Annotated in this window: 12 protein-coding genes; 8 read left to right on the top strand and 4 right to left on the bottom strand. The window is 47.3% G+C overall.

Annotated features, from left to right (window positions below; all coding sequences use genetic code 11):
* Positions 1–140: 140 nt before the first annotated feature.
* The 3 genes from gamR (at position 141) to Q5C82_RS17655 (ending at position 2441) form a co-directional block, all read left to right on the top strand.
* Positions 141–848 carry a transcriptional regulator GamR gene (gene gamR, locus Q5C82_RS17645; RefSeq protein ID WP_003223779.1) on the top strand — a complete coding sequence of 236 codons (708 nt, stop codon included), beginning with the start codon at positions 141–143 and terminating at the stop codon, positions 846–848.
* A 34-nt stretch (positions 849–882) separates the two neighbouring features.
* Positions 883–1158, top strand: a complete 276-nt coding sequence (locus Q5C82_RS17650) for a DUF1648 domain-containing protein (protein ID WP_003223781.1) — start codon at positions 883–885, stop codon at positions 1156–1158.
* Positions 1159–1370: 212 nt separating this feature from the next.
* Positions 1371–2441 (top strand): branched-chain amino acid aminotransferase, encoded by a 1071-nt coding sequence (locus tag Q5C82_RS17655; RefSeq protein WP_032727371.1) that lies wholly within the window; start codon positions 1371–1373, stop codon positions 2439–2441.
* 35 nt (positions 2442–2476) lie between these two features.
* Here Q5C82_RS17655 and mmuP read toward each other — a convergent pair whose 3' ends face one another.
* The 4 genes from mmuP to Q5C82_RS17675 all read right to left on the bottom strand — a co-directional run bounded on the left by mmuP (position 2477) and on the right by Q5C82_RS17675 (position 7523).
* Positions 2477–3889: an S-methylmethionine permease gene (gene mmuP / locus Q5C82_RS17660; RefSeq protein WP_003223786.1), complete on the bottom strand. Its 1413-nt coding sequence runs from the start codon at positions 3887–3889 to the stop codon at positions 2477–2479.
* Between the two features lie 120 nt (positions 3890–4009).
* Positions 4010–4957, bottom strand: a complete 948-nt coding sequence (gene mmuM / locus Q5C82_RS17665; RefSeq protein WP_003223788.1) for a homocysteine S-methyltransferase — start codon at positions 4955–4957, stop codon at positions 4010–4012.
* Positions 4958–5081: 124 nt separating this feature from the next.
* Positions 5082–6518, bottom strand: coding sequence for a sodium:alanine symporter family protein (locus Q5C82_RS17670; protein ID WP_003223789.1), 1437 nt, complete (start codon positions 6516–6518; stop codon positions 5082–5084).
* 21 nt (positions 6519–6539) lie between these two features.
* Positions 6540–7523, bottom strand: a complete 984-nt coding sequence (locus Q5C82_RS17675) for a glutaminase (RefSeq protein ID WP_003223791.1) — start codon at positions 7521–7523, stop codon at positions 6540–6542.
* Between the two features lie 300 nt (positions 7524–7823).
* Here Q5C82_RS17675 and glnK point away from each other — a divergent pair, with 300 nt between their 5' ends.
* The 5 genes from glnK to gudP all read left to right on the top strand — a co-directional run bounded on the left by glnK (position 7824) and on the right by gudP (position 14114).
* On the top strand, positions 7824–9056 hold the full coding sequence (gene glnK / locus Q5C82_RS17680) for a two-component system sensor histidine kinase GlnK (RefSeq protein ID WP_045590033.1): 1233 nt from the start codon (positions 7824–7826) through the stop codon (positions 9054–9056).
* 10 nt (positions 9057–9066) lie between these two features.
* Complete coding sequence (gene glnL / locus Q5C82_RS17685; RefSeq protein ID WP_003223796.1) at positions 9067–10011, top strand: glutamine utilization two-component system response regulator GlnL; 945 nt, start codon at positions 9067–9069, stop codon at positions 10009–10011.
* Between the two features lie 228 nt (positions 10012–10239).
* The gene (gene kdgD, locus Q5C82_RS17690) at positions 10240–11166 is read left to right on the top strand and encodes a 5-dehydro-4-deoxyglucarate dehydratase (protein ID WP_003223799.1); all 927 of its coding nucleotides are present in this window, start codon (positions 10240–10242) and stop codon (positions 11164–11166) included.
* 29 nt (positions 11167–11195) lie between these two features.
* Positions 11196–12662, top strand: a complete 1467-nt coding sequence (gene gucD, locus Q5C82_RS17695; RefSeq protein ID WP_003223801.1) for an alpha-ketoglutaric semialdehyde dehydrogenase GucD — start codon at positions 11196–11198, stop codon at positions 12660–12662.
* A gap of 84 nt (positions 12663–12746) precedes the next feature.
* Entirely contained in the window at positions 12747–14114 is a 1368-nt protein-coding gene (gudP, locus tag Q5C82_RS17700) for a glucarate transporter GudP (protein WP_003223803.1), read from the top strand.
* The last annotated feature ends 35 nt before the right edge of the window (positions 14115–14149 follow it).

Raw genomic sequence — 14149 nt, forward strand, 5'->3', positions numbered from 1 at the left:
ACCACCGTGATCAAACTGTCAATATTAATTTCTGAAAATTTGTTATAAAAGAAGGATACAAATCTTTCATATTGGGCTGGCAAGTGGTATTATGGTCTCAATCAAAAAGATCGGTTTACATACAGAATGGGGAGAATGAAATGACAGCTTTATATTCTGTTATCAAGTTTAAAATCATTGAATTAATTAAGTCGGGCAAGTATCAGGCGAATGATCAGCTGCCAACGGAGAGCGAGTTTTGCGAACAATATGATGTCAGCAGAACAACTGTGAGACTGGCCCTGCAGCAGCTTGAGCTTGAGGGATATATTAAGAGAATTCAAGGAAAAGGAACATTTGTATCGGCGGCAAAAATACAAACGCCGATTCCGCATAAGATTACGAGCTTTGCAGAACAAATGAGGGGCCTGCGTTCTGAATCAAAAGTGCTTGAACTCGTGGTAATCCCTGCTGATCACTCCATTGCCGAGCTTTTGAAAATGAAAGAGAATGAACCGGTCAACAAGCTTGTCAGAGTCAGATACGCCGAGGGGGAGCCCTTGCAGTATCACACCTCCTATATTCCCTGGAAAGCGGCACCGGGGCTGGCACAGGAAGAGTGCACCGGCTCGCTGTTTGAACTGTTAAGGACAAAATACAATATTGAAATCAGCAGAGGCACAGAATCAATCGAGCCGATTTTAACCGATGAAACGATCAGCGGCCACTTGTTAACCAATGTCGGAGCACCGGCATTTTTATCAGAATCTCTCACCTATGATAAAAATGAAGAAGTAGTGGAATATGCGCAAATTATTACGCGAGGAGACCGAACGAAATTCACCGTAGAACAGTCATATCAATCATAAAGCAATGTGTGAAGAAGGAAGGAATGGTTGTTCTATGTTTCTATTGACGAATGGAAAAGTGCTGTGGGGGGCTGTCATTGCGGCTTTCATCCTCTCAATCGTGTTTTACCCGTTTCTGCCGGCGGAAATGCCGATTCATTATGATGGAACGAACAGTCCGGATATGACGGTTAACAAGCTGGCAGGTATAGTGATACTTCCTGTTTTGATGGTGGTGTTTGCATGGGCACAGAAGATCAATTGGCAATTTGTGATTGCGGTGTATATTTTGCTGATTTGCCATATTGTCGTCCTGTATTTAGCAGTCTAAATTCAGGCAGCCGGATTGAATCTGGCTGTTTTTCTTTTATTTCATCTTCATTTGACAATGAATGTAGTGTATAATAGCTGATGATCATAAAGAATATTCTGAAATTTATAGGTGTGGAGCGGCGTATAATCAAAGAAGAGGCTGTATACCTTTTTAACTTTAAAAAGACTGAATATTTGAACAATTATATTGTGAAAGGTGTGCTGATCAGATTGAATAAGCTTATTGAACGAGAAAAAACTGCATTTCATAAGGAAAAGCCCGACCCTTCATCCTTGGAATTCGGGAAGTATTTTACAGATTATATGTTTGTGATGGATTATGAAGAGGGAATGGGCTGGTACCATCCGAGAATTGAACCGTACGCGCCGCTTACGCTTGATCCGTCTTCATCTGTTTTTCACTACGGCCAGGCTGTCTTTGAAGGATTAAAAGCGTACAGAACAGAAGATGGCAGAGTGCTGCTGTTCCGGCCGGATCAAAATATCAAACGCCTGAACAGATCGTGTGAACGCATGAGTATGCCACCTTTAGACGAAGAGCTGGTGCTTGAGGCATTGACACAATTAGTTGAGCTGGAGAAAGATTGGGTTCCAAAGGAAAAGGGAACGTCACTGTATATACGTCCGTTTGTCATTGCCACAGAACCAAGTCTCGGTGTGAAGGCATCCAAGAGCTATACATTCATGATCGTGCTTTCGCCTGTCGGCTCCTATTATGGAGACGATCAGCTAAAGCCGGTTAGAATCTACGTTGAAGATGAGTACGTGCGGGCGGTGAACGGCGGAGTCGGAAGTGCAAAAACGTCCGGAAATTATGCGGCCAGCCTTCAGGCGCAGCGGAAAGCGAATGAGCTGGGCTATGACCAGGTGCTGTGGCTGGACGCCATTGAAAAGAAATACGTGGAAGAAGTAGGGAGCATGAACATCTTTTTCGTCATTAACGGGGAAGCTGTCACACCGGCATTAAGCGGAAGTATTTTAAGCGGAATTACACGTGCGTCCGCGATTGAACTGATTCGGAGCTGGGGCATTCCGGTTCGAGAAGAGAGAGTTTCAATTGATGAGATTTATGCGGCTTCTGCACGCGGAGAATTGACAGAGGTCTTCGGCACGGGAACGGCAGCAGTCGTTACGCCTGTCGGTGAACTCAATATTCATGGGAAAACGGTGATTGTAGGCGACGGGCAAATCGGGGATATCTCGAAAAAGCTGTATGAAACGATAACAAATATTCAGCTTGGAAAAGTGAAGGGGCCGTTCAACTGGACGGTGGAAGTTTGAAGATGAAAAAGAACCTGCTCAGAGGCAGGTTCTTTTTATTTTGAATGAGTGATATCAGCAGTCGGCTGGCTCATGCGGTTTTTCGCATAATATACTGCATAACAGATGGCCATAAACGGAATGCCGCAATACAGTGCGATTCTTTGATTCGGATCAAAGGCTATGCCGATGACGGAAGCCAGGCATAACAGGAACGCGGCAATCGGCACGAACGGATACAAAGGGGTCCGGTATGTCAAATCGGCGACCTTGTTTCCCGCTTCTACATAACGTTTTCTGAACATGAATTGAGAAGCGGCGATTCCCATCCACACGACAACAACAGCAAAACCGGAAAGCGACACGAGCACAACGTATACAGTGTCTGGCGCGATTACGCTGGATAGCAATGACAGAATGCCGCCGATCATACTGAATACCAGGGCGTTAAACGGGGTTCCTTTTGACGTCAGCTTTGCAAATGTCGGGTGAAGCGTTTTTTCTTTTGATAAAGACCACAGCATCCGGGAAGAAGCGTAAAGTCCGGAATTAGCAGCTGACAGGATCGCTGTCAGGATGACAAAGTTCATGATATCGGCTGCATACGGGACACCGACTCTGTCAAAGACAGCGACAAACGGGCTTTTGATAACGCCTGCGTCTTGAATCGGAATCAGCCCTGACAGCACAAAAATCGTTCCGACAAAAAAGAGTGAAAGACGCCAGACCGTTGTTTTAATCGCTTTTGGTATCGTCTTGTCGGGATCAACACTTTCTCCGGCGGCGATTCCGATCAGTTCAGTTCCCGAGAAGGCAAAATTGACGGACAGCATTGTCATCAAAATCGGGACAAATCCATTGGGAAAGAGCCCGCCTTCCGCTGTGAAGTTGGACAGCATCGGAGCGGCTTCTCCGCCTTGAATCGGGATGATGCCGAACATGGCGGAGCCACCTAAAAGAATAAACAATATAATGGCTAATACTTTAATGCTGGAAAACCAAAATTCTGATTCAGCGAAAAACTTGACTGAAAATGCGTTCAGCAAGAAAATGAACAGCGCAAAGACGGCACTCCACATCCAAACGGACGTATGGGGGAACCAGCGCTGCATTAACAGGCCGGCTGCAGTGAATTCTGATCCCAATGCCACGGTCCATGTCAGCCAGTACAGCCAAGCGACCGTAAACCCGGTGCCCGGCCCTATGTATTTGGCTGCATAGGTGTGAAAGGCACCCGTGACAGGCATGGCCACTGACAGCTCACCGAGGCACAGCATGACCAAATAGACGATTCCGGCGCCGACTAAGTAGGCGAGTATCGTTCCCGCCGGGCCTGCCTGCTGAATGGTATAGCCAGAGCTTAAAAACAGCCCGGTTCCAATGACACCCCCTAAGGAAAGCATAAAGAGGTGCCGGCTTTTCATACTTCTCTGAAAGTTTGTCTCATTCTTGTTGTGAGCAGATTTCATTTTTTTCCAACTTTCTATCGGCGATTTATTTCCTTCCTAATAAAAAATCTCATGTCAGCGAGTGACACGAGACTCCGGCGAACCGGCTTTTAGATAGAATATACAAACAATTCCGATAAGTCAAGTTGTTTTTAAAGCGTGCGCCCATGCCGCAATTTCTTTGATATCTTCAGGTTTTGTCCGGCAGCAGCCGCCAATCAGCTTCGCTCCTTTTTCATGCCACATGCGTGCGCTTTGTCCGTATGGTTCTGCGCATGCTGCGCCGTTCCACGTTTTTGTCTCCGGATCATATTGCTCGCCTGAATTCGGGTAGACGATGATCGGTTTTGATGTGTGCTTTTTTAACTCTTCTATTAAAGAAGGGATATGCTGAAGCGGCGTGCAGTTGATGCCGATCGCTGCAATTTGGTGATGCTCATCAAGCCATGACGCGCAGTCAGCGGCAGGTGTTCCGTCACTGATATGCAGGCCGTCTTTTGCACTGAAGCTGATCCACGCATACGTTTCAGGAAATTCCTTCAACAGCCGCACAATCGCTTTTGCTTCGGTCAGACACGGAATCGTCTCGCATGCCAAAACATCAGCTCCGGCTTCGATCAGCGCTTTCATGCGGGGGCGATGAAATTCAACAAGTTCATCCTCTGTGATTCCGTAGTGACCCCGATACTCAGATCCGTCTGCAAGATATGCGCCATAAGGGCCAACAGAAGCCGCAATGATTGGTTTTGGCCGATTCAGACGGTTCTCTTCAAGTGCCCAAAATTCATCACGTGCTACAGCTGCGATGCTGACGGACATCTCGATGAGCCGGCGTGCTTTCGCTTCGCTCAGCCCGCGTGCGGCAAAGCCTTCAAACGTAGACTGGTAGCTGGCGGTGATCGCACAGTCAGCGCCTGCCGCGAAATAATCAGTATGAATTTGTTTAATCAGGTCCGGCTCTTCCATCAAAATTTTTGCCGACCAAAGACTGTCGTTCAAATCACAGCCCTTGCGTTCAAGCTCGGTCGCCATGGCGCCGTCTAGCACAATAAGCGGATATGTATCTAGTATGTGTTGGATAGGGTTCATAGAATGTACCGATGCCTTCTTTCAGATTTTTTGAAAAGATATGAAAATCGTAATGGAGGCTTACGTGTTTGTCAATAAACGCAAAAGGGAAAGGTGCTCAGCCCGTATGTCTGAACACCCTTTTTTAGGATATTTGTTTGTTGTGTGTGTCAGTCTGTGTGTCAGAAAGCGGCCAGCATTCAATGCCATTGTGGTTTTTGAGCACACTTTTATAAAAGACCGGATCTTTGCCTGCTTTCTTCTGGCGTGTATAGTCTTGGAGTGCCGCAAAAACGACCTTTGATAATAAGAAAATTGCAATTAAATTCACGACGACCATCAAGCCCATAAACAAATCAGCCAGATCCCAGACGAGCTGGACTTTGGCAACACAGCCAAACACAATCATTGCCAGCACGCCGATACGGTAGACAAAAATCAGTTTTTTGCTTTTGTTCAAAAAGCCGATATTGGTTTCGCCATAATAATAGTTTCCGATTAAAGCACAGAATCCGAATAACAAAATCAGAATGGCGAGAAAGCCTGATGCCCATGATCCGACATGGGAGCTGAGAGAAGCTTGTGTCAACGCGATTCCGCTCAGTCCCGGAGTATGGTAGGCATCCGAAAACAGGATGATAAAGGCGGTGCTTGTACAAATGACTAGCGTATCTGAAAGCACACCAAGCGCTTGAATCAGTCCCTGTTTGACAGGATGGCTTGTCGTTGCGGTGGCAGCGGCATTCGGTGCGCTCCCCATTCCCGCTTCGTTTGAAAAGATTCCACGTCTGACACCCTGCATTAACGCTGCACCTAAAGCGCCGCCAGCGGCCTGGTCAAAACCAAATGCATTTTTCACGATAAGTGCAATCACGTCTGGCAGCTGCGTAATGTTGGTGAAAATCACGAAAAACGCAACTCCGATGTACAGGACAGCCAATACGACGACAATGGATTCAGCCAGCTTCGCAATGCGCTTTACGCCGCCGAAAATAATCGTGCCGAACACAGCAATTAAAATGAGTCCCAATGTCAGGCGGTTTGTGCCGAACGCATTTTCAAAGGCGAGACTGACTGTATTTGATTGGACCGAGTTAAAGACAATACCGAACGATAAGGTAATTAACACAGCAAAAAGCGCGCCCATCCACCTTTTGTTCAGCCCTTTTTCCATGTAATAAGCCGGCCCGCCGCGGAAGCCGTTTGCATCTTTTACTTTATAAATCTGTGCCAGTGTGCTTTCCACAAAGCTTGAGGCTGATCCGATAATGGCGATAATCCACATCCAGAAGATTGCACCTGGCCCGCCAAGTGCAATGGCGATGGCGATGCCCGTAATATTTCCCGTTCCGACACGGGCCGCCATGCTGATGCAAAACGCTTGGAACGGAGAAATGCTGTTTTTCGACCGGGAAGCAGCACCTTCTCTTAATACCTTGACCATTTCTTTCAGCATGCGAACCTGTAAAAACTTAAGCCTGAACGTAAAATAAATTCCCAGCGAAAGGAGCAAAACAATTAATAGCTTTGACCACAATAGATCATTTGCGATACCGACGATATGTTCCAGGATTTGCTGCATACAATCACCTCTTTTTTATGTTTAAAAAATGCTGAGCTCCCACTCCTGCGCCATATGTTTCAGCAGCATACCGCCAGTGAGGCTGTTGCCGTATTCGTCAATGGCAGGCCCGTAAATACCGATACCGCATCCGGATTGAAAAGGCTGTTCTCTTCTGGCACTTGGAGGAACGAGAGCCATGATGCCGCCGGAGACGCCGCTTTTGGCCGGCACGCCGACAAATGCCGCATATTTGCCTGAAGCGTTGTACATACCGCACGTCAGCATTAACGCCTTGGCCAATTTTGCCACGTCTTTAGGAATCACTTGCTGACGGCGAATCGGATGATAGCCGTCATGGGCAAGGATCAGGCCGATCAATGCAATGTCTTCTGTAGTGCTCTCCATGGCGCATTGCTTCAAATACACCTCAAGCGTTTCTTCTACATCTGCCTCTAAAAAGTTTGTTTCTTTTAAATAGTAGGCCAGCGCCCTGTTGCGGTGGGCGGTTTCCCATTCAGACTGAAACACTTCCTCATGAATTCTCGGCCGTTTTCCTACCAAGGTTTCCATCACTGAGTAAAGAAACTCGAGCTTATTATGTGCCGATTCTCCGGGAAGAAGAGAGGCGATGGTGAGGGCACCGGCATTAATCATAGGATTAAACGGCTTTCCCGGCTTGTTGATTTCGAGTCGTATGATTGAATTAAAGGCGTCACCTGTCGGCTCGACATCTACACGGTCCAGCACATAGGGAATGCCGCGGCTCATGCAGGCGGCGATAAAGCTGATCACTTTTGAAATGCTTTGCAGGGTAAAAGGGACGTTCCAATCGCCGGCATGTATCATCGTTCCGTCAGGCTCCAATATACAAATGCCGAGCTGTGAGTCATTGACTTTTCCTAAAGCGGGGATATAGTTTGCACTTTGTCCATTGGCGGCAAAGGGGCGATAGTGCTCCACCCAATCATGCAGCTGAGACGCCGTATCTATTTCTATTTGGGGCTCTTTTATCAATTCTTTCATCGAATTCCTCCTCACTGTTTTTCTTCTTTAAGGACTGAGGTTTATCAAAACGAAGGCTGAAGGGGCATTAAACGCTTTCATAAAAGCGGAAGGTATATTTACTGTATAATGGCGACTACAGAATCATACAAAATACGACAAAAACATTTTGAAAATAAGCCGTAAGATTTATAAAAACCTCATGTTCTGGGTCAAAAGAAATTTGCAGGTTTTCTGCCATTTCCCCAAAATAGAAGCGAGGATGTGATCATCATAAAACTGGAACGTTTCTTTGAAAAAGACGGATATATACTGGCTCTCATGCTGATTACGGTGCCGCTGGCCGGTGAACTGAAATTTTATCCCCTCAATGAAGAATTCCGGGTCAGCTTTGGTGCACCGGTTTTTTTCTTCTTTTTATCGTTGCTGCGGCATGTGCCCGCTGTGCTGCCGGGTCTTCTGACTGGAGCGGCGGTTTTCGTCTTTCGCGTCTTTTTGGAATTATGGGGCGGGGGACACAATGGACTGACTCCGATTCTGTATGACCAAGCGTCTGGCTTTTTCTTTTATATGACTTACGCCTGTCTGTTTTCCGTATTAAAGGCTAATCGTTTCCGTGAACGGCCGGTTATGCTCGGTTTTATCGGGTTTATGATTGAAATTGTGTCAGATTGTGTCGAGCTGGCCGTGCAGTTTCTCATTTTCCATACAGTTGTCACACCTGAGAAAGTTACGGATATCGCGGTGATTGCGATTTCTCACACATTTATCGTCATGAGCTTTTATACTGTGCTGAAGCTGTATGAAACGCAGTCGAGAGAAAAACAAACAAGGCAGCAGCATGAGCACATGCTGATGATCGTTTCCAATTTATATGAAGAAACGGTGCATTTAAAAAAGACATTGAAAACGACAGAGAAAGTGACGAACGATTCGTATCAGCTCTATCGGGAAGTGAAGGGCAAGGATGATCAGCTCAGCGGAAGAATCCTGAGGCTGGCGGGAGAAATTCATGAAGTGAAAAAGGACAACCAGCGAATATTCGCAGGGCTTTCAAAACTGATTTCTAATGAGAGCTTAAGAGATTATATGAGGGCTTCTGATTTGCTGCAGCTTGTGATACGAATGAATGAAAAGTACGCTGAAGCACTGGAAAAGCAGATTGATTTTCACTGCTCGATAGAGGGAGAACATGACGAATATCACGTATTTATCGTGCTTTCGATCATTAATAATCTAACGGCAAATGCGGTAGAGGCCATGGGAAAAGAGGGGATGATCAGCCTGAGGCTCCGTAGGCCAAATGAGAGTATGGTAGAATTCCAGGTGGAAGACAATGGTCCCGGTATTTCTGAAAAAATAGGAGACATTGTGTTTGACCCGGGCTTTACTTCAAAATATGACGAATTTGGCACGCCTTCTACGGGAATCGGACTTTCCTACGTGAAGGAAATAGTGACTGAGCTAGATGGCGATATTATGTTTGATAATCAGCAGCGGGGAGTGGTGTTTGCCATCAGGCTGCCTGTCCGGCATTTGATTCAGAAAGGATGAACCGAAAGCTATGCGTTTTTTTATCGCTGATGATGACCGTGCAGTACGGTCAATTTTAAGGCAGATCATTGAAGATGAGGATCTCGGGGAAGCTGCTGGTGAAGCGGACGACGGGAGCCAGGTGGAAGGGCATATGCTGCAATTCAAGCAGATTGATATTTTATTAATTGATCTGTTAATGCCCGGAAGAGACGGCATTGAGACGATTCGCCAGCTCCAGAATACGTACTCCGGCAAAATCGTAATGATCTCTCAAGTGGAAGCGAAGGAAATGGTCGGAGAAGCGTACTCGCTCGGCATTGAATATTTTATCCATAAGCCGATTAACCGTATTGAAATTGTTACGGTTCTTCAAAAGGTGAAGGAGCGGATTGAGCTTGAGCAATCGATTGGGGCTATTCAGCATTCTCTAAGCCGGCTTGTCAATCGGACTGAACAGAAAGCGCGTCCTCAGCAGCACAGTGACAGCGGCTTAAAAGAAGCAGGAACATTCCTGTTGTCCGAACTGGGCATGATGGGGGAAGGCGGCGCACATGATCTCATGGCGGTGCTGCAGTATTTAGCAGAACATGAGCAGTCTGAGCCGTATGAAAAACATATCCCTTCGCTCAAACTGATCTTCACCCAGGTAGCCGAACGGAAGCTAGGGGCGGGGGCATCCGAAACGGAAGTCAATCGAGAAATGAAAGCCTCGGAGCAGCGCATCCGCAGAGCGATTATCCATTCACTGCACCATTTTGCTTCATTGGGCACAACTGATTTTTCAAATCCGAAATTTGAAACCTATGCATCGAAATTCTTTGACTTTCCGGTTGTCAGCCAGAAAATGAAAGAACTCCAATCCAAGGATGCAAAACCTCTCGCCCCTGCAAGAGTGAATATGAAAAAATTCATCCACGTGTTCTTTTTGGAAGCGAAGCTTTTGCACGAGACGATGAAACAAAGAAGGATATAAACCAAAACAGCCGGCTGTTCCGGCTGTTTTTTTGTTGCGCCAGAACCCCGGGGGGGCAGCGATTTCTTGTTTTTTTATAAAATATCAGAAAATAAAGATATTGACTTATTGTTTATTTGTCTTACAATTAAACAAAAAAGATATAGGGAAGGAGCGGATGCGAAACCAGAACTAATAAAAGCGCTTTCGGTTAGAGGCTGTATAAACAAATAACAGGAGGTTATGTTGATGAGCCGTATGAGAAAAGCACCCGCTGGAATCTTAGGTTTTCCGGTTGCACCTTTTAACTCACAAGGAAAACTGGAGGAAGAAGCTCTTTTTCAAAATATCGAGTTTTTGGTGGAAGAAGGCTTGGAAGCGATTTTTATCGCTTGTGGGTCTGGTGAATTTCAATCTCTCAGCCAGAAAGAATACGAGCAAATGGTGGAAGTCGCAATCTCGGCAGCCGGAGGAAAGGTTCCGGTTTACACGGGGGTGGGCGGCAACCTCAGTACAGCACTTGAATGGGCGCAGCTGTCGGCGAAAAAAGGCGCCGACGGCTACTTGATCCTGCCTCCGTATTTGGTGCATGGCGAACAGGAGGGGCTGTATCAGTATGCGAAAACGATTATTGAAAGCACCGATCTGAATGCGATTCTTTATCAGCGCGATAATACCATTCTCTCTCTTGAACAGATCAAGCGGCTGACCGAGTTTGAACAGCTTGTCGGTGTGAAGGACGGGGTGGGGAATATGGATTTGAATATTAACCTCGTCTATACGCTCGGCGACCGTTTAGGATGGCTTAACGGAATGCCGATGGCTGAAGTGACGATGCCGGCTTACCTGCCGATCGGGTTTCACTCCTATTCTTCAGCGATTTCAAATTATATCCCGCATATTTCCCGAATGTTCTATGACGCATTGAAAAACGGAAATGACGAGCTGGTGAAGGAGCTCTATCAGCATGTGATTCTTCCGATCAACGACATTCGCAAACAACGAAAAGGATATGCCGTATCTTTGATTAAAGCGGGCATGGAGATCATGGGATTGAATGTGAGAAACACAGCCAGACCGCCTGTCGGCCCGGTTGAAAAAGAGCACTATCAGCAATTAGAAGCGATTTTGAAGCAGGCGGCTGACCGTTTTCCGAAAAAAGCCGCGACGGTTTGAACAGAAAAAACATGAAAGGGGCAATGGGTATGTCTGTGATCACGGAACAAAACACGTATCTCAACTTTATTAACGGAGAGTGGGTTAAGTCTCAATCAGGTGATATGGTCAAGGTCGAAAACCCTGCGGACGTGAATGATATTGTCGGCTATGTACAGAATTCAACAGCTGATGATGTGGAACGGGCAGTCGCCGCCGCCAATAAAGCCAAAACGGCTTGGAGAAAGCTGACGGGTGCCGAGCGGGGCCAATACTTATACAAAACGGCGGATATTATGGAGCAGCGCTTGGAGGAAATCGCCGCCTGCGCAACGCGTGAGATGGGGAAAACACTGCCGGAAGCGAAAGGGGAAACAGCTCGCGGAATTGCGATTCTGCGCTATTACGCCGGAGAAGGCATGCGCAAAACGGGTGACGTCATTCCGTCAACTGACAAAGACGCGCTCATGTTCACCACCCGTGTTCCGCTCGGTGTGGTTGGCGTGATTTCTCCGTGGAACTTCCCGGTGGCGATACCGATTTGGAAGGTGGCCCCGGCTTTGGTATACGGCAATACCGTTGTCATCAAACCGGCGACAGAAACAGCCGTTACATGTGCGAAAATCATTGCCTGCTTTGAAGAAGCCGGGCTCCCGGCAGGAGTCATCAATTTGGTGACAGGCCCGGGTTCTGTTGTCGGGCAGGGACTTGCTGAGCATGAAGGTGTAGACGCCGTTACGTTTACTGGTTCAAATCAAGTCGGGAAAATCATCGGGCAAACCGCTTTAGCGAGAGGAGCCAAATATCAGCTAGAAATGGGCGGCAAAAACCCGGTCATCGTAGCCGATGACGCTGACCTTGAAGCTGCGGCAGAAGCGGTCATTACGGGTGCCTTCCGTTCAACCGGCCAGAAGTGCACCGCGACAAGCCGCGTCATCGTGCAAAGCGGAGTTTACGGCCGTTTTAAAGAAAAACTGCTCCAGCGTACAAAGGATATTACGATCGGAGACAGCTTAAAAGAGGATGTCTGGATGGGGCCGATTGCCAGCAAGAATCAGCTGGATAACTGCCTGTCGTACATTGAGAAAGGCAAACAGGAGGGTGCTTCCCTTTTGATTGGAGGAGAAAAGCTGGAGGACGGAAAGTATCAAAACGGCTATTATGTTCAGCCTGCCATTTTTGACAATGTGACATCTGAGATGACGATTGCCCAAGAAGAAATTTTCGGTCCGGTGATTGCCCTGATCAAGGTTGACTCGATGAAGGACGCGCTGGACATCGCCAATGATGTGAAGTTCGGCTTAAGCGCATCCATTTTTACGCAAAACATCGGCCTAATGCTTTCATTCATTGATGAAATTGACGCCGGGCTTGTCCGAATTAACGCAGAAAGTGCGGGTGTTGAGCTCCAGGCGCCTTTTGGCGGCATGAAGCAGTCGAGCTCCCACTCCCGTGAACAGGGTGAGGCAGCGAAGGACTTTTTCACGGCGATCAAAACCGTTTTTGTGAAGCCGTAATGATGCTGGAAAGAGGCGGACGTCTCTTTCCCAGCTTTATCACAGCCAGCATATGATTCTCTACTTTGAAAAGGAGAAGATACTATGAAAAAAGACTATGCGAATGTTTCACCGGCGGACAAAAAAACGTCTGTGCGCTGGTTCATCGTTTTTATGCTGTTTCTTGTGACCTCAATTAACTACGCGGATCGGGCGACGCTTTCCATCACGGGAGATTCCGTCCAGCATGATCTGGGATTGGACTCGGTCGCCATGGGATATGTCTTTTCTGCTTTTGGCTGGGCCTATGTCATCGGGCAGCTTCCGGGCGGCTGGCTGCTGGACCGGTTTGGTTCAAAGACTGTTATTGCATTAAGCATCTTTTTCTGGTCGTTTTTTACGCTGCTGCAAGGGGCGATTGGTTTTTTCTCCGCCGGCACAGCGATTATCCTGCTGTTTGCACTGCGTTTTCTGGTTGGCTTGTCCGAAGCGCCTTCATTTCCCGGAAACGGCAGAGTTGTTGCCTCATGGTTCCCAAGCTCCGAGCGCGGGACAGCTTCAGCCTTTTTTAATTCAGCTCAATACTTCGCAATCGTCATTTTTTCTCCTTTAATGGGCTGGCTCACCCACTCTTTTGGCTGGCATTCTGTCTTTGTTGTCATGGGTGCCGCGGGCATTCTTCTGGCTGTTATCTGGCTAAAAACGGTGTATGAACCAAAAAAACATCCGAAGGTCAATAAAGCCGAGCTTGCGTACATCGAACAGGGCGGCGGGCTGATTTCCATGGATGACAGCAAAAGCAAGCAAGAAACAGAATCGAAATGGCCGTATATCAAACAGCTGTTAACGAACCGCATGCTGATTGGCGTGTACATCGCGCAATATTGCATTACGACTCTCACCTATTTCTTTCTCACATGGTTTCCGGTATATTTGGTTCAGGCCCGCGGCATGTCTATTCTTGAAGCTGGGTTTGTCGCTTCCCTTCCGGCGCTGTGCGGATTTGCCGGCGGCGTGCTTGGGGGCATTGTGTCAGACATCTTACTCAAAAAAGGCCGTTCGCTGACCTTTGCAAGAAAAGCGCCGATCATTGTCGGCATGCTGCTGTCTTGCAGTATGGTTGTCTGTAACTATACAGATTCAGCGTGGCTCGTCGTCGTCATTATGTCACTTGCGTTTTTCGGAAAAGGCTTCGGCGCATTGGGGTGGGCTGTCGTGTCTGACACGTCTCCGAAAGAGTGTGCAGGATTAAGCGGCGGTTTGTTCAACACGTTCGGAAATATTGCCTCAATTACAACACCGATTATTATCGGCTACATCGTGAATGCCACAGGATCTTTTAATGGCGCGCTCGTGTTTGTCGGTGCTAACGCGATTGCGGCGATCCTCAGCTATTTGCTGCTGGTCGGGCCGATCAAACGGGTCGTGTTAAAGAAACAAGAGCAGGACCCCGATCAATCATTGCCTGTCTAACATTTATGAAAGCGCTTTATAAGAGGAGGAAAATA

The sequence above is a fragment of the uncultured Bacillus sp. genome (assembly GCF_958411575.1).
In the GTDB taxonomy this organism is placed as follows: domain Bacteria; phylum Bacillota; class Bacilli; order Bacillales; family Bacillaceae; genus Bacillus; species Bacillus spizizenii.